We start from the raw sequence: 15,535 nt of genomic DNA on the forward strand, positions 1-15,535 counted from the left end.
GCCGGGTTCTGGCTTGCCTTTGCTCCCCTGAGGAGCAGGGCATTGAACGCCGGAAGGCCGAGCTGAAGAGAATTATCCGCGGCAAGGCAAGGCGAGAGGGCTAGCGGGGGACATCGGGAACGCATTGCCACGTGCAGAACTGGAATTCCTGACCGAAGGGGCACCGACCGGTCTGAGAGAAGGCGGCAAACACCAGATGACCGAGCATTTCCTGTTTCCCCACTACCCAGGCACGGGGATTGCCGGTCGTCGAGGCTCCCGCCGGCCTGGGCGGAGCCTCTGAAAAATCAACCCAGCCCTGTGTTGCCAAAAAGGGAACACGCACAACCACAAGAGGATACGAAAATGGAATTGAGTGCACCAACCAAGATTGTCTTCATCCTGTCAGTCCTTCTGGCCGTATTGTCCCTGTTGCCGGTCTTTGGCCTGTTGGTTCCCGTGATCGGCGCCTACAGCTATTGGCTGCTCGTCGCTGCCTTTGTCGCCCTTGCTGCCGCCAACCTTTTGAAAGGCCTTTGACGTGACCATGGCCGTGCATAAGGATCGGATGGCTGGATGTTCGGGGGCTGGCCGATCCTTGATCTCTCCCGGGCGCACGGCACGATCGCGCAAAAAGGCGTTTGTCCTGTTTGCGCGACTGGCCTGCGCACCGGTTATGATGCCAAGCCATTCCTTCGCTCAGGATGCCGCGCCTTCCGCCCTGTCGGAGACCTATGGCAATTGGGTGATCCAATGCGCACTGGTTCAAAATCAGGAACAAGGCGGCACTGCCGCCAAGCCAAGAAGCACCTGTCAGCTATCGCAGGAACTGCGCCAGGACAAGACGGGCCAGAGGGTTTTGCTGATCGTGTTCAACCGGAACGGCAAGGACAAGCCGCCGCTGTCGGGGACAGTCATCGCGCCGTTTGGTCTTGATTTGCAAGCGGGACTGTCGCTGCTGATCAAGGAGGATGTCTATGTCAAGACATCCTACAAGACCTGCCTGCCGCAGGGTTGTGTCGCACCGATCGCCGCCAATGGGGAGTTCGAGGAAGCGTTGCGGGCGAATGAAAAACTAAGCGTCGCCATGACGGCATCCGACACAGGTCAACCCGTCAAGCTGGACGTCTCGCTCAAGGGATTTGCCCAGGGCCTCGACCGCCTGGCGGCCCTGTCCGCACGGGACGAATAGCTAAAATGGCATTAAAAAGGATTGCAGCTTCCTGGATATCGCTCGCAGCAGCTTTGCCCATCCTTGCTTCTTGTTCGACACCAGGACTGATGGATCCTGGTCTTTCCAAGAGCGAGCTGGAAAGCCGCCAGCGGGCCTATGCGAACGAAGCCCATCTAGTGAAGATCGTCGACAGACGCAAGTTTGATCCCAGCCTCAAGCCCACCATCGTGGCCGCGCCAGCCGGATACAGCGCGGGCACGGTCGTCGTCGATACCGGCCACAAGTTTCTTTACCTTGTCGGTTCGGACGGAAAGGCCCATCGCTATGGGATAGCTGTGGGTGCAACGGGTCATGCCTGGTCGGGCAAGGCGGTCATCGGCCGCAAGGCCGAGTGGCCAGCCTGGTATCCCACCGATGACATGCACGCGCAGACACCGCAATTGCCGCGGCGGATAGAACCGGGTCAGCACAACCCCCTGGGAGCCCGCGCCCTCTACCTCTACCAGAACGGCGTCGACACCCTCTACCGTATCCATGGCACGTCAGAACCGTGGACAATTGGAACCGAGGCGTCCTCCGGCTGCATCCGCATGCTCAACGAGGATATCATCGACCTTTATGACAGAGCGTCCAATGGCGCCACTGTCGTTGTCCTGTAGGATATTCCCGCCCTGGGGAACGAACGGATACCAGGCCGTCGGACGCGAGTCGACACGGACGAGCATGGCAAAAATCCAGCTGATGAAGTCAGAAATCATATCTGTTTCCTTGCTGTTCCTTGGCTAACGGTGTTCGTCCTTGCAGCCCCGGTCGCGCAGACTGTCGCTGCTGATCCCGCGTCTTGACAAGACTCCAGACCACGCCGGCGCCGATGATCGCAAAGGTAATGACGAGCGAGAAGGCGGCCGGGAACTTTTCAAGGCCCAGGAGATCGGCGACGAAGATCTTCGAGCCGATGAAGATCAGAACGATAGCGAGTGCGGGCTTCAGGTAGCGGAAGCGGTGGATCATCGCCGCAAGCGCGAAATAGAGGGCGCGAAGGCCGAGGACCGCAAAGACGTTCGAGGTGTAGACGATGAACGGATCGGTTGTGATCGCGAAAATCGCAGGGACGGAATCCACGGCGAATATGACGTCGGCCACCTCGACCATCACCAGCGCCATGAAGAGCGGCGTGATGAACCAGCTCGCCTGGCCCGTCCCGGGATTTGTCTTTTTGACGAAAAACCGTTCGCCGTGGTGTTCGTCGGTGACGTTAAAGCGATTGCGCATGAAGCGGAGGAGGACGTTCTTCGACAGGTCGGGTTCTGCCTCCTTGACGATCAGCATTTTGATGCCGGTGATAATCAGGAATGCGGCGAAGATATAAAGAACCCAAGCGAACTCGGCGACCAGCATCGCGCCGACACCGATCATGATGGCCCGCAGCACCAAGACGCCGAGGACGCCCCAGAAGAGCACCCGGTGTTGGTAGATGCGCGGCACGGCAAAGAATGAGAATATCAGGGCAATGACGAAGACATTGTCGAGCGCCAGCGTCTTTTCGACGACGAAGCCTGTCAGATAGGCGAGGCCGGCGTCGGAGCCGAGATACCACCATACCCAGCCACCGAAGGCGAGCCCGAGCGTGACATAGAGGCCGGAAAGCATCACGCTTTCGCCGACGCCGATTTCCTTGTCCTGCCTGTGAAGAACTCCAAGGTCGAGCGACAGAATAGCGATGACGAGGACAAAAAAGCCCGACCACATCCACAGCGGCGTTCCTAGCCACTCGACGAAAAAAATGAGAAACTCAAGGGCAATCCCCTGTCGGAACGAGCTGTCAGAAAATCGGTCCGACATCGCAAGAGTACGAGGCTCTCACCAGAGGGGCCCGGACCAGCGGGTTGGTACCCACTTGGGATTCATTTTCTGGCGATCAAGGGTCCGGCGGGACTTTTATTGGGGCCGGTATTGGGCCGGAAGCTTCTTCCGGCTGTCTCGTGACGGCGGCTTCGCCCATCGCGGCTTCCGCCACGCCGGAGACTGGAAGCATGTCAGTGTCTCCTCTGCGATGGCAGGGCAAAGCTTGTCCGCCTCGGCGAAGGCACAGAGAGTAGCTGGCTGGCAACGGCTCTCTCTTCATCGGTAGGGATTACAAGAACCTCGACGCGTGAATTGGCAAGGCTGATGATCTCCTCGCCTCTTCGGTTCTGGTCATGATCGATACCGACGCCAAGCCAGCCGGCAGCAACTCCGATCTTTTCCCGGATCGATGGCGCGTTTTCACCGATGCCGGCGGTAAACACCACCGTATCAAGCCCTCCAAGGGCAGCGGCCAGCGATCCGATCTCGCGCCCGATGCGATAGACGAATAGATCGACGGCCTCGGCGGCGGCAGGATCGTCCGAGCCGATGAGCGTCCGCATATCTCCGGATATACCAGACACGCCGAGCAGGCCGGACTGCTCATAGAGAAGCGTGACCAGTTCGTCGGTCGGCAGCTTCCAGTCTTGCAGGAGATGAAGGACGATCCCCGGGTCGAGCGCGCCGCAACGCGTGCTCATGATCAGGCCATCCAGCGTCGAAAACCCCATCGTCGTCGCAATGCTTCGTCCGGCGTCCATAGCGCACACGCTGGCGCCGCTGCCGAGATGGGCGACGATTGCCCGGCCGCCGGCGCCAGCGCCATAGCGGTCGCGCAGCCGCGAAGCGATGTGGCTGTAGGACAAGCCGTGAAAGCCATAGGAAACGATACCCGCCTCGGTCATCGCGCGTGGAATGCCGTAGATCTTCGCAACGCTCGGGCGGGTCGCATGAAACGCTGTGTCGAAGCATCCGACCTGCATGGCTTGCGGGAGGAGGTCGGCAGCCAGTGCCACGATCTCGAGATTGATCCGCTGATGGATCGGCGCCAACGGCTCGAGCCGGGCGAGTGCGTCGAGCGCGGGCGCATCGAGCAGCGTCGCTTCGGTGAAGTCGCGGCCGCCATGAACGATCCTGTGCCCCACGCTGTCGATGCGGCGCAGGAGTTCACGATCGGCGAGGAGGGAGGCTACGGCAGTGAATGCTTCGCCGATATCGATCGGTCCATCGCCCAGGCTCCTGAAGATCTTCGGCCTGTCACCCGCGGCCTCGGCATTCAGTTGCGGATGTCCGCCAAGCGAGGCAATGTTGCCGCGCAGCAGCGGGGGGAGGCCGTCGCGTGCCTCGAAGACAGCGAACTTCAGGCTGGAGGAGCCGCCGTTCAGGACGAGGATAGCGTCAGTCATGGGGCCGTCCGATGTGCTGTAAACGCAGTTCGATGAAGACGCGGCATCGGCTCAAGCCGGGCGGATTTGCACCACATCCAGGTCCTGATCCCACTTCCAATCAAGTATCTCCGGCATATCCTGCCCATGGGCGCGAATATAGGCTCGATGTTCAAGCAGCTTGCTGTCCATCGCCTGCTTAAGACCGACTTGAACGCTCTTGAGTTCCGGAACGCGTTCAAGCACGCTTTTGACGAGATGGAACCGGTCGAGGCCGTTCAGAACGGTCATGTCGAAGGGCGTCGTCGTCGTGCCCTCTTCTTTATAGCCACGCACGTGGATGTTGTCGTGGTTGGTGCGCCGATAGGTCAGGCGATGAATGGCCCAGGGATAACCATGATAGGCGAAGATGACGGGTTTGTCGGCGGTGAACAATGCGTCGAAATCGCGATCTGGCAGCCCGTGCGGATGATGCTCCTTGGGCTGCAGTGTCATCAAGTCGACGACGTTGACCACCCTGATCCTGAGCTCGGGGACGTGATGCCGGAGGATCTGCACGGCCGCAAGCGTTTCGAGGGTCGGAACGTCGCCGGCGCACGCCATGACCACGTCCGGCTCTTCGCCATTCTCGGTCGATGCCCAGTCCCAGATGCCGATCCCTGTCTTGCAATGGACGATGGCTTTGTCCATTGACAGCCACTGCCACGACGGCGGCTTGCCAGCGACGATGATGTTGACGCGGTTCCATGTCTGCAACACGTGATCGGTCACGCAAAGCAAGGTGTTGGCGTCCGGCGGCAGGTAGACGCGCACTATGTCGGCCTTCTTATTGAGGGCGACGTCGATGAAGCCGGGATCCTGGTGGCTAAAGCCATTGTGTTCCTGATGCCAGACATGGCTCGACAGCAGGTAGTTCAGGGAGGCGACCGGCCGCCGCCACGGAATGTGTCGGGAGGCATCCAGCCATTTCGCATGCTGGTTGAACATGGAATCGACGATATGGATGAACGCCTCGTAGCAGGAAAACAGACCGTGCCGCCCGGACAGCAGGTAGCCTTCAAGCCAGCCCTGGCAGGTATGCTCGGAGAGGATTTCCAGAACCCTGCCGTCGCGGCCGAGATGAACGTCTTCGGGCAGGATCTTCTCCATCCAGGCGCGCTCGGTGACTTCGAATACGTCCTGAAGCCGGTTCGAGGCGGTCTCGTCGGGACCAACGATGCGGAAGTTCTTCGCCGCCTGATTCAGTTCCATCACGCCACGCAGGAACTTGCCCATGGCCCGCGTCGACTCCGCTTTCACCGCACCTGGCTGTTCGACCGCAACCGCATGGTCGTGCAGCGCGGGCAGATCGAGGGACTTGCGCAGCAGGCCGCCATTGGCATGCGGGTTGGATCCCATGCGCCGCGTGGCCGCGGGCGTGGTGGCACGGATCGATGCGATGGCGACGCCGGCATCGTCGAACAGTTCCTCAGGTCGATAGCTTCTCAGCCACTCCTCAAGCAGCTTCAGATGCGCCGGGTTTTCGGCAAGGCCTGACAAGGGAACCTGGTGCGAGCGCCAGAAGCCCTCGGTCTTCAGCCCGTCAACCTCTTTCGGCCCAGTCCAGCCCTTGGGGCTGCGCAGCACGATCATCGGCCATTTTGGTCGCGACGCCGGCGCCGAACCAGCGCGCGCGGCGTGCTGGATCGCGCGGATACGGTCCAGCGCATCGTCCAGCGTGGTCGCCATCAGCTCATGCATCAATACCGGATCATGCCCCTCGACAAACAGCGGTTCATAGCCATAGCCAACGAACAGCGCTCGCAATTCTTCTTCGGGAATGCGGCCCAGGATGGTGGGATTGGCGATCTTGTAGCCGTTCAGATGCAGGATCGGCAGCACCGCACCATCGCGTGCCGGGTTGAGAAACTTGTTCGAATGCCATGCGGTGGCAAGCGGTCCGGTCTCCGCCTCGCCGTCGCCGACGACACAGGCCACGACGAGATCAGGATTGTCGAAGGCAGCACCACAGGCATGAGATAGTGCGTAGCCCAGCTCGCCTCCTTCGTGGATCGAACCCGGCACGTCGGGAGCGGCGTGGCTAGGAATCCCGCCTGGAAATGAAAACTGTCGAAACAGCCTGCGCATTCCCTGCTCGTCCATCGAAATGTCGGGATTTAATTCGCTGTAGGTGCCCTCCAGATAGGTGTTTGCCACCATGGCCGGGCCGCCATGGCCGGGACCGCAGACATAGATGACGTTCGTGTCTCGAAGCCGTATGGCGCGGTTGAGATGGGTATAGATGAAGCTCAGGCCCGGAGACGTTCCCCAGTGACCGAGCAGGCGCGGCTTGACGTGCTCCAGCCGTAGTGGCTCGCGAAGCAGCGGATTGTCGAGCAGGTAAATTTGGCCAATCGTCAAATAGTTGGCGGCGCGCCAATAGGCATCGATGTCACTCAGTTCGTGTTCGGACAACCGGCTGGTGGGGATAGGTATTGTCTTGTGCTGGGTCATGCCTGTCTCTCGTTGCCGGTTGGGAATGCCGCCGGATCGCGAAGCGCCCGCGCTTATCGAACCCTAGCGAATGGACGCGTTCGCGCACCATTCAGTCCGTCATTGTTCGGTTGACCTTCTAGATGCTCGATCGTCGGGATTGCGTGCTCCTTCGGTTCCATGGAATCCGAACTTGGGGCCAACCCAACGAGCTTCGCCTGCTTCGCACTCGTAGTCCATTTTCGAACCAAGCGTCGTCCATGACGAAGCGCTCATATGAGGCCGAAATGAATACGAAGGGTCGGCCGGCGATTCTATCCCGACGGGAGTCTCGGTGGAACGCGGCTTTGCCGACATGGTTTCAGCTCCAGTTCATTCCCCAAGGAAGAGCTGGGAAAAGAGGCTCGCTGAAACTAGGCGCTCTCCCAGAGCCGCGGCATTGATTTGCATCAAAGTGGTGGCGCACGGTTGGGCTAGACTGAATGCATGAAAATCGCGTTGGCTCAGCTTCGGTTATGGGTGGCCGTGATCCTCCTGATCGCGGGCGGTGCCGTTGCCGCTTCTGCAATTGGCGCCGATGCCGGCGTCACAACTGACGTTGCGACGCTCACGACGAGCGCCTTGCACAAGGTGATGGGTCACATCGCGTTGACAGACCAAGACAACCATCGCGCGCCATGTGATGGCTGCCTGGATTGCGTGCACTCGACCGGCTCCGGCTGTTGTGCTGCAGGCATTTCCGCCGGCGAATGCGGCGTTCTTCACGACGCGCCGGTTGCCGTCCGCTTCATGCCGGGCAAGGCTTTTCAGGCAACGGGCATCGACCCCGAGGCCCTCCTGCGACCTCCCCAGACCTTCGCCTGATATCGCGCCGTCGGGGTGCTCGGGACTGTTGAATCCAGCAGTGCCATCAAGTCCCCATAACGAGCGAACGATCCGCGAAACCACACCGGTAGCGGCGATCCGGGCTGCCTTGCGCATCCTGAATTCGCCTGTCGGTTTTCACATCAACGACAAGGAAACAGCCATGAAAACCCACCTTCGATTGATCACGCTTGCCGTATGCGCAACCCTTTCGGGTGCGGTTTTTGCTCAGACAGATCCGCACCATCCGGCGGCCGACGCACCACAAACCACGACAACGGCACCGGCCACGGAGGCGATGCCTGGCGGGTCGCCCGAGCAGTGCACGGCAATGATGTCCACGATGCAGAAGATGATGCCCATGATGGAGAAGATGGCTCCCATGATGCAGCAAATGATGCCGATGATGCAGCAGATGATGCAGGGCGGAATGATGCAGGGTGGGCAAGGCGGGATGATGCAGGGTCAGAGCGGCATGACGAACATGCCGATGGACGCCGCCAACATGTCAGAGGCCTCCAGAAATTATATGGAGGCGATGAAACGAATGGACGCGCCGATGATGCGGGGCATCGAGGCCGGCGATCCCGATGTCGCGTTCGTCCAGGCGATGATCCCTCACCACCAGGGCGCCATCGATATGGCACGGGCGGTCCTGCAATACGGCAAGGATGATCAGGTCAAGGTTTGGGCCAATCAAATCATCACGGCTCAGCAGTCCGAGATCGCCGCCATGCAGGAATGGCTCAAGCAACATGCGAAGTGACAGGAGGAAGATATGGACAAACTCAGCGTCCTGTCCGTCGGCATTGCGCTGGGCGTGACGTCGGCCCTGATGAGCATGCTCTGCGCTTTGGCCGTCGCTATCTGGCCAGAGGCAACATTCGATTTCTTCGGCGCCATCATGCACGGGCTCGACCTCAGCGCGGTCAGGTCCACGGCGCCGATGAGCCCCGTCCGAGTTCTCTACGGCGTTCTCGGGCTTGGCATCGTCGGGCTGCTGGCGGGTGTCGTTTACGCCTCGATCCACAATGTCGTCGCCACAGGGCGCCGGTAGGCAAGTCAAGGTTCAGCCCATGAAAGCCTCAGTCAACCCATGGACGACGTCGTCCGTCACTCTTGCTCTGGCGGGGATGATCATCGCCGGGATCGGATTGTATTTCATCGCCCTCAGGCCACCCCTGCTGCCCGAGGACGTCCGCTATATCAACCTCTCGGCCGCCGAGCTCGAAGCCATCGGTCCACGTCTCGCGATGTGGCTGACGCAGGTTTTCCGGGTGCTCGGCGGCTACGCTCTGGCCACCGGCGTTCTCCTGGTTGCGCTGGCAATCACCGCGTTCCGCGCGCGCCATCCGGTCGCGGTGGCCGGCGCTCTGATCGGAGGAGCGTCGTCCATCGGCTTGATGTCGGTGGTCAACTTCACGATCGGCTCCGACTTCAGGTGGCCCCTGTTCGCCTGCGCGCTGGTCTGGGCCGTCAGCCTCATCGCGTATGGGCTCGAAAGCTCCAATCGATCACAAACAAAGGAACCTATCTCATGAATACCAACAACGTTCACCGCATGTCCGGTCCCCCGACCGGGTCCGAACCAGAACCGGAGGCAGGCGGATTTTGGGCCTCGAAAACCGGCCTGGTCACGATCGCTTTCCTGCTGATCGCCGCGTTTTTCCTTCTCACTGAGCACCGGGTGCATACCTTCGGTGTCCTGCCGTTTCTGTTGCTGCTCGCCTGTCCTCTGCTTCACATGTTTCACCGCGGGCATGGCGGTCACAGCGGTCATCCAAGGCACAAGGAACCCGAGCCGGGCGCGCAAGACAGCACCACCCACCATAAAGGAGCATGACGATGGTCGAGCAATCTCCCGCCTACGGCCTCTGGGGCCTGGTCATAGTCAATTCGGCGGTTTTCATCCTGTTCGCATTCAGCTTCTTCAAGCCGCGGACCGGCCGCGACTGGCGTTCCTTCGGTGCATTCAGCGCGTTCCTGGTGGCACTGTTTGCCGAGATGTATGGCTTCCCCCTGACGATTTACTTGTTCTCGGGGTGGCTGCAGTCAGGATACCCCGGCATCGACTGGTTCTCGCATGACGCCGGTCACCTTCCGGAAATGATGTTCGGCTGGCGTCTCAATCCGCATTTCGGCCCGTTTCACGTTCTCAGCTTCATCCTGATCGGCGCCGGTTTCATGCTGATCTCGACCGCGTGGCGAGTGCTTTACGACGCGCAGCATCACAATCGCCTCGCAACGGACGGCCCATATGCTTCCATCCGGCATCCGCAATATGTCGGCTTCGTCCTCGTCATGGCGGGATTCCTCGTGCAATGGCCGACGCTGCTGACGCTGGCGATGTTCCCTATACTGGTCGGCATGTATGTGCGGCTTTCCTTCATCGAAGAGCGTGAAGCGAGAAAGGAATTCGGCGACGCATACGACCGTTACGCGGCCCGTGTGCCCGCCTTTTTTCCGCATGTGACCAGGTTGTTCGGTTCGGCCGGCGGGCGCAGTGCGCCCTGATCGCACCGGCTCATCGCCGACGCGTTTGAACCTGATCTTTATGCGCTGAACGAAACAACGAAACTCCCAATCGAAGCGAGGAAATCATTATGAAACGTCGAGATATCCTGAAGGGCGCGGTGGCAGGCGCCGCAGTTTTTGCAATCCCATCGAGCTTGCTCTCGGCAGCCTCCGCCAGCCAGCCGGGCGGCCAGATGCTTGGCATCTCGCGCCGCACGATCGAGGTGAACGGTAAAGCTGCAAGCGTCTTCGGCCTGCAAAGGGCCGACGGCGCGCCTGGCCTGCGCTTGCGGGCGGGCGAAGCCTTCAACGTGCTGCTTCGAAACGAGACTGCCGAGCCGACTATCATACATTGGCACGGGTTGACGCCGCCGTGGCCGAGCGACGGGGTTGCCGACGCGCCACTGCCGCTCATCGGCGCTCGCGCCGATCGCGGTTTCGATTTTCCGGTCGGCGAGCCCGGCACCTTCTGGATGCACGCCCATACGTTGCAGGAACAATTGCTGCTCGCGGCGCCGCTCATCGTCGCCGATCCCGCCGATGACGCAAAAGACGAGCAGGAGGTTGTCATCCTGCTCCACGATTTCTCGTTCTCATCGCCTCAGGAGCTGCTGGCCGGGCTGCAGAGTAAGAATACCGGCTCCATGCCGATGGACGGCATGGATATGTCGGGAGCGAAGACCGACGCCATGGCAGGGATGAGAGATGGCGGCATGGTGATGGATATCAATGACATCGATTATGACGCCTATCTGGCCAATGACCGGTCCCTGAACGACCCCGAGATTGTCACGGTCGAACGGGGCGGACGCGTGCGGGTGCGGATCATCAACGGCGCCACGGCGACGGCGTTTACAATCGATTTCGGGGAACTTGAAGGGGAACTGATCGCGGTCGACGGTCAGCCTGTCGAACCCGTCAGAGGCCGGCGGTTTCCGATGACGATGGGGCATCGCATCGACGTGCGCCTGCGGTTGCCGCGCGACCTCAGCTCCTCCTTTCCGATCTTGGCGCTGCGCGAGGGAAGCAAGGAACGAACCGGAATTGTCCTGCGCCCGGCGGGGGCCGCGGTAGCCAAGCTAGGGACGGCGGCTGATGTCGACGCCCCGGTTTTGGACCTGACGCTCGAGGCGCAACTTCGGGCAATCGCGCCGCTTGCATCGCGCCCTGCCGACAAGACGTTCGAGATGGCGCTGACCGGCGGCATGGCTGCCTATCGCTGGGGACTCGAAATCAGTGCTCCCATCGTTGTGGACAAGGGCGATCGCGTCGAGGTCACGCTGCGCAATGACACCATGATGGCCCACCCAATGCATTTGCACGGCCATCACTTTCAGGTGGTCGCGATTGACGGGCAGCGCTTCCGGGGCGCCGTTCGCGACACCGTGCTGGTGCCGCCGATGCGCTCGATCACCATCGCCGTCGATGCTGTCAATCCCGGCAAATGGGCCTTCCATTGTCACCATCTCTACCACATGGCGAGCGGCATGATGTCGACCTTTGCCTACCGAGGCTGAAACAATTCAGACGGTGCGATCGCCCCGAACCGCGGCACGGAGAACGATGATGAAAAAGGTCAATCTGGAAGTGCGCGACCTTGTCGGCATGATGGATTTCGCGGCGGTCGAAAAACGTCTGGCGGCTCTGCCGGGCGTCGCCGGTGTTGCCATGAACGCAGGATCGACCACAGCGACCGTCGAGTTCGACGAAGAGCGGACGAACCCGCAGACACTTGCGCGGGAAATCGAGGCCTGCGGCTTCCACTGCCGCGGCGAGTCCGTGCCGCGCCATCTATGTATTCCCGACGCTTCAACCGTTCCGCCAGGGCATCCGCGCTCGACCTCAGTGCATGATCACTTGGAGCACGCTGCCATGATGCATCCGGTTCCAACGGACCAAGCGACGGCTGCGGCCGAGGTAGCGCACGACGCCATGGCCCATGAGATGGGACACGGCGCCGGCATGGACATGCAGGGCATGGTCAAGGACATGCGCAACCGGTTCTTCATCAGCCTGGTCTTCGCGCTGCCGATTTTCGCCATGGAGCCGATGGGCTTGGGCGAGCCCTGGCTGCGTCCGCCCTTCGGCCTCAGCGAAGACCTTGCGATGTTCTTCCTCGCCAGCGCCGCGATCCTCTACCCGGTCTGGCCGTTCCTGGTGGCCGCCTGGCGGGCCCTGCGCAACGGCGTCCTCAACATGGCCGTGCTGGTGGTGCTGAGCGTCGGCACCGGCTACCTGTTCAGCGTCGGCGCGACCTTCTTCTTCGAGGGGCAGCAATTTTACGAGGCGGCGAGCGTGCTGCTCGTGTTCATTCTGCTCGGACATTGGCTGGAGATGCGCGCCCGTGCCGGGGCGTCGGCCGCGATCAGGGCCCTGCTCAACCTCGCCCCGCCCAAGGCCTCCGTTTTCCGTGATGGCAAGGAGGTCGAGGTTGCGACCGCCGACGTCGTGCTCGGCGACATCGTGGTCCTGAGACCCGGCAACAAGCTTCCCGTCGACGGCGAGGTGATCGAGGGCACATCGACGATCGATGAATCGATGCTGACGGGCGAGTCGATGCCGGTGACCAAGAAGGTCGGGGACAAGGTCATCGGGGCGACGATCAACAAGAGCGGGATGCTGCGCTATCGCTCCACCAAGGTGGGTGCCGACACGGCCCTTGCCCAGATCGTCAAGCTGGTCCAGGAGGCCCAGAACTCGAAGGCGCCGGCCCAACTGCTCGCCGATCGTGCCTCGCAATGGCTCGTGCTCGCCGCGATCATCATCGGGCTTGCGACCTTCGCCGTCTGGTTCTGGTGGCTCGGTCAGCCCCTGCTGTTCGCGATGACCTTGACCATAACGGTCTTCGTCATCGCTTGTCCCGACGCTCTTGGCCTCGCCACGCCGATGGCCGTCATGGTCGGCACCGGCCTTGGCGCGTCAAACGGGATCCTGTTCAAGAACGCAGCCGCTCTCGAGGAGGCGACCAAGCTCGACGTGATCGTCTTCGACAAGACCGGCACGCTCACGATGGGGCAGCCGAAGGTCGTCGAAATCGTCCCCGCTGCCGGCGTTTCGTCAGACGAGGTTCTCCAAGTCGCGGCCGCCGTGGATCAGGGGTCGGATCACCCGCTTGCCGTTGCCATCGTCGAGCAGGCCAAGGGTATGAAGCTTCCCGAGGTCTCGGGCTTTCTAAATATCGAAGGCAAGGGCGCCAGTGCCGCGATCGCTGGAGGCCAGGTTTTCGTCGGCAACCAACGGCTTATGGACGAGCAGAACATCGATCTTCCGGCGCTCGGCGACAAGGCCGAAACGCTCAAGGGCGAAGGCCGCACCGTTATCCATGTGGCGCAGTCCGGCAAGCTGCTCGGGCTCATTGCGATCGCCGATATGCCACGCCCGACGGCCATTGCTACGATTGCCAAATTGCACGAGCAGGGCGTGCGCGTAGCGATGCTCACGGGTGACAACGCTGGAACCGCCAAGCGCATCGCTGACGAACTCGGCATCGACATCGTCCTGGCCGATGTCTTGCCAGGGCAGAAGGCGGAAAAGATCAAGGAACTGCAAGGGCAAGGCCTGAAGGTCGGCATGGTCGGCGATGGCGTCAACGACGCGCCAGCCCTGACGCAAGCGGACGTCGGGTTTGCGATCGGCGCAGGCACCGACGTCGCCATTGAAAGCGCCGACATCGTGCTGATGAAGAGCGATCCCTACGATGTGGTCGGGGCGATGACGCTCTCGCGCGCCACGCTGCGCAAGATGCACCAGAACCTGTGGTGGGCGGTCGGATACAATCTCATCGCCTTCCCGATCGCGGCGGGCGTGTTCTACCCGTTCCTGCTGAGCCCCGAGCTAGCGGCGCTGGCAATGTCGGGCAGTTCGGCTCTCGTGGCCATCAACGCCCTGCTGCTCAAGCGAACCAGGCTAGAAGGCATTCGACCTGCCGCCGCATCGACGACCGAAGGCGTCGCTCATCAGCACCCGCGCGGCTCGCTGGCATGAGCGTGCCGATGCAAGCTCGCCTGCCCACGTCTCGATGGAGCCTGGGCGCGATCCTGGCCTCGGCCTTTGTCGTTGCGCTCGGCTACGGAATTGTCTTGCCGGTCCTGCCGATGATGGTCGAGCGGCTTGCCGGGTCCACCGACCCGGCATTCAATGCGCGGCAGATTGGCCTTTTGACCGCTGCCTATGTCGCCGCGCCAGTGGTCGCCGCTTTCCTCTGGGGGAAGTGGTCGGATCTGGTCGGGCGCAGACCTGTCCTTGTCATCGGCCTGATCGGCTTTGCCGTGACCTTGGCGGCGTCGGTGCTGGCACCGAGTTTGCGCGTTCTTTATATCGGGCGGATCCTGAATGGTGGCTTCGCGGCTGCCGTGGGGCCAACCGCTCTTGCGTTCATTGCCGACACCGAAGGTGAGGATGATCGCCGCACAAGAATATTCGGCTGGATGAGCATGGCATCGATCGCGGGCTTTCTGGTCGGGCCGATGCTCGGCGGGCTCGTGGCAGAACTGAAACTTGACTTGGGCGTGGCGGCTGTCCCGCCACAGACCATTCCCTTCCTCCTTGCGTCCGGCCTCGCTGTGGCGGCAGCTCTTGGCGTGTGGTCTGTGCTGCCTGGACACATGCTGCCCGGCCCCCGTGTTGAGACGAGCAAACCCGGATCCTCAATGTTCGTTATCTGGAGAGATACGGCTGCTCGCTCTTGCCGCCGTGGCCGCGGCAGGGCTTGGTGCATTCGAGGTCGGGCTCACGCTGCGAAACGTTGAACTCGCAATGGGTCCAGCCGCGCTCGGCCTCATGTTCGCGACATGCAGCGTTGTGATGTTTGCGGTCCAGGGCCTCGTCTTTTCGCCGCTCGTCAAACCGGCAGCGACGAGGCTGCTTGTGGCGCCTGCCTTCCTGGTGATGGCGATCGGTCTGGCGGTTATGCCGACACTTGCCGGACTCACGGAAATGCTGCTTGCGGTTTCCGTTGTTTCGGCGTCGGCCGGCGTGATCAGCCCCCTGCTCGCCTACTGGGTGTCGCGCATCAGCGCACGAAGCCAAGGTATGGAACTCGGGATCCAGTCGGCAGCGGTCAGCCTCGGGCTGTCAGTGGGCTCCGCTGCTGCCGGCCTGCTATTCGGTTCACACCGCCTGGAAGGCGCAGCCTTCCTCGTCGCTGCCGCCGCAATGGGCCTCGCCGCGATCGCAAGCCTGAAACTGCCGCTGCCATTGGCGCCCGCGCGTCACGAAGCGCGGCCGGCCCCTGCTGACCAAACGGACGCAGCAGTTTGATCCAGGTCATTGCGAGTGCAACTGCCAAGATGTGAAATGTAAG

At 61.5% G+C, this 15,535-nt stretch carries 16 protein-coding genes; 13 read left to right on the forward strand and 3 right to left on the reverse strand.

Translation table 11 applies throughout. The features are described 5' to 3' along the window. Window positions 1-345 precede the first annotated feature (345 nt). The 3 genes from NKH03_RS12455 to NKH03_RS12465 all read left to right on the forward strand — a co-directional run bounded on the left by NKH03_RS12455 (window position 346) and on the right by NKH03_RS12465 (window position 1,812). On the forward strand, window positions 346-519 hold the full coding sequence (locus NKH03_RS12455) for a hypothetical protein (protein WP_352968576.1): 174 nt from the start codon (window positions 346-348) through the stop codon (window positions 517-519). A 7-nt stretch (window positions 520-526) separates the two neighbouring features. Continuing rightward, window positions 527-1,171 carry an invasion associated locus B family protein gene (locus tag NKH03_RS12460; protein WP_352968639.1) on the forward strand — a complete coding sequence of 215 codons (645 nt, stop codon included), beginning with the start codon at window positions 527-529 and terminating at the stop codon, window positions 1,169-1,171. Between the two features lie 89 nt (window positions 1,172-1,260). Then, entirely contained in the window at window positions 1,261-1,812 is a 552-nt protein-coding gene (locus NKH03_RS12465) for a L,D-transpeptidase (protein ID WP_352968577.1), read from the forward strand. Between the two features lie 88 nt (window positions 1,813-1,900). On the opposite strand, the gene NKH03_RS12470 is transcribed toward NKH03_RS12465, so the two are convergent. From NKH03_RS12470 to NKH03_RS12480, 3 genes are all read right to left on the reverse strand, one after another. Further along, window positions 1,901-2,902: a TerC family protein gene (locus NKH03_RS12470; protein ID WP_502913510.1), complete on the reverse strand. Its 1,002-nt coding sequence runs from the start codon at window positions 2,900-2,902 to the stop codon at window positions 1,901-1,903. Window positions 2,903-3,189: 287 nt separating this feature from the next. Further along, window positions 3,190-4,404: an acetate/propionate family kinase gene (locus NKH03_RS12475; RefSeq protein WP_352968578.1), complete on the reverse strand. Its 1,215-nt coding sequence runs from the start codon at window positions 4,402-4,404 to the stop codon at window positions 3,190-3,192. A gap of 51 nt (window positions 4,405-4,455) precedes the next feature. Then, a complete protein-coding gene (locus NKH03_RS12480; protein WP_352968579.1) occupies window positions 4,456-6,876 on the reverse strand; it encodes a phosphoketolase family protein in 2,421 nt (806 codons plus the stop codon). A 465-nt stretch (window positions 6,877-7,341) separates the two neighbouring features. On the opposite strand from NKH03_RS12480, the gene NKH03_RS12485 reads away from it, so the two are divergent. From NKH03_RS12485 to NKH03_RS12530, 10 genes are all read left to right on the forward strand, one after another. Beyond that, window positions 7,342-7,719, forward strand: a complete 378-nt coding sequence (locus NKH03_RS12485) for a hypothetical protein (protein WP_352877509.1) — start codon at window positions 7,342-7,344, stop codon at window positions 7,717-7,719. Window positions 7,720-7,747: 28 nt separating this feature from the next. After that, complete coding sequence (gene copM / locus NKH03_RS12490; RefSeq protein ID WP_352968580.1) at window positions 7,748-8,485, forward strand: CopM family metallochaperone; 738 nt, start codon at window positions 7,748-7,750, stop codon at window positions 8,483-8,485. A gap of 12 nt (window positions 8,486-8,497) precedes the next feature. Next, window positions 8,498-8,776 (forward strand): DUF5676 family membrane protein, encoded by a 279-nt coding sequence (locus tag NKH03_RS12495; protein WP_352968581.1) that lies wholly within the window; start codon window positions 8,498-8,500, stop codon window positions 8,774-8,776. Window positions 8,777-8,795: 19 nt separating this feature from the next. After that, window positions 8,796-9,260 (forward strand): hypothetical protein, encoded by a 465-nt coding sequence (locus NKH03_RS12500; protein ID WP_352968582.1) that lies wholly within the window; start codon window positions 8,796-8,798, stop codon window positions 9,258-9,260. Continuing rightward, on the forward strand, window positions 9,257-9,562 hold the full coding sequence (locus NKH03_RS12505) for a DUF2933 domain-containing protein (protein WP_352968583.1): 306 nt from the start codon (window positions 9,257-9,259) through the stop codon (window positions 9,560-9,562). Before NKH03_RS12500 ends, NKH03_RS12505 begins: the two co-directional genes overlap by 4 nt. A 2-nt stretch (window positions 9,563-9,564) precedes the next feature. After that, the gene (locus tag NKH03_RS12510; RefSeq protein WP_352868784.1) at window positions 9,565-10,233 is read left to right on the forward strand and encodes a methyltransferase family protein; all 669 of its coding nucleotides are present in this window, start codon (window positions 9,565-9,567) and stop codon (window positions 10,231-10,233) included. Window positions 10,234-10,322: 89 nt separating this feature from the next. After that, the gene (locus NKH03_RS12515) at window positions 10,323-11,750 is read left to right on the forward strand and encodes a multicopper oxidase family protein (RefSeq protein ID WP_352968584.1); all 1,428 of its coding nucleotides are present in this window, start codon (window positions 10,323-10,325) and stop codon (window positions 11,748-11,750) included. A gap of 46 nt (window positions 11,751-11,796) precedes the next feature. Beyond that, window positions 11,797-14,217, forward strand: coding sequence for a heavy metal translocating P-type ATPase (locus NKH03_RS12520; protein ID WP_352968585.1), 2,421 nt, complete (start codon window positions 11,797-11,799; stop codon window positions 14,215-14,217). Next, window positions 14,214-14,981 (forward strand): MFS transporter, encoded by a 768-nt coding sequence (locus NKH03_RS12525; RefSeq protein ID WP_352968586.1) that lies wholly within the window; start codon window positions 14,214-14,216, stop codon window positions 14,979-14,981. The genes NKH03_RS12520 and NKH03_RS12525 overlap by 4 nt, the downstream gene beginning before the upstream one ends. Further along, a complete protein-coding gene (locus NKH03_RS12530) occupies window positions 14,926-15,492 on the forward strand; it encodes an MFS transporter (RefSeq protein WP_352968587.1) in 567 nt (188 codons plus the stop codon). The genes NKH03_RS12525 and NKH03_RS12530 overlap by 56 nt, the downstream gene beginning before the upstream one ends. Window positions 15,493-15,535 lie beyond the last annotated feature (43 nt).

Source organism: Mesorhizobium sp. M1406, assembly GCF_040317555.1.
In the GTDB taxonomy this organism is placed as follows: domain Bacteria; phylum Pseudomonadota; class Alphaproteobacteria; order Rhizobiales; family Rhizobiaceae; genus Mesorhizobium.

Coding starts and splice junctions, on each gene's coding strand:
- NKH03_RS12520 (WP_352968585.1), top strand. CDS start 11,797: ATGATGAAAAAGGTCAATCTGGAAGTGCGCGACCTTGTCGGCATGATG.
- NKH03_RS12495 (WP_352968581.1), top strand. CDS start 8,498: ATGGACAAACTCAGCGTCCTGTCCGTCGGCATTGCGCTGGGCGTGACG.
- NKH03_RS12470 (WP_502913510.1), bottom strand. CDS start 2,902: ATGTGGTCGGGCTTTTTTGTCCTCGTCATCGCTATTCTGTCGCTCGAC.
- NKH03_RS12485 (WP_352877509.1), top strand. CDS start 7,342: ATGAAAATCGCGTTGGCTCAGCTTCGGTTATGGGTGGCCGTGATCCTC.
- NKH03_RS12455 (WP_352968576.1), top strand. CDS start 346: ATGGAATTGAGTGCACCAACCAAGATTGTCTTCATCCTGTCAGTCCTT.
- NKH03_RS12500 (WP_352968582.1), top strand. CDS start 8,796: ATGAAAGCCTCAGTCAACCCATGGACGACGTCGTCCGTCACTCTTGCT.
- NKH03_RS12480 (WP_352968579.1), bottom strand. CDS start 6,876: ATGACCCAGCACAAGACAATACCTATCCCCACCAGCCGGTTGTCCGAA.
- NKH03_RS12510 (WP_352868784.1), top strand. CDS start 9,565: ATGGTCGAGCAATCTCCCGCCTACGGCCTCTGGGGCCTGGTCATAGTC.
- NKH03_RS12475 (WP_352968578.1), bottom strand. CDS start 4,404: ATGACTGACGCTATCCTCGTCCTGAACGGCGGCTCCTCCAGCCTGAAG.
- NKH03_RS12465 (WP_352968577.1), top strand. CDS start 1,261: ATGGATCCTGGTCTTTCCAAGAGCGAGCTGGAAAGCCGCCAGCGGGCC.
- NKH03_RS12515 (WP_352968584.1), top strand. CDS start 10,323: ATGAAACGTCGAGATATCCTGAAGGGCGCGGTGGCAGGCGCCGCAGTT.
- NKH03_RS12505 (WP_352968583.1), top strand. CDS start 9,257: ATGAATACCAACAACGTTCACCGCATGTCCGGTCCCCCGACCGGGTCC.
- NKH03_RS12525 (WP_352968586.1), top strand. CDS start 14,214: ATGAGCGTGCCGATGCAAGCTCGCCTGCCCACGTCTCGATGGAGCCTG.
- NKH03_RS12460 (WP_352968639.1), top strand. CDS start 527: ATGGCCGTGCATAAGGATCGGATGGCTGGATGTTCGGGGGCTGGCCGA.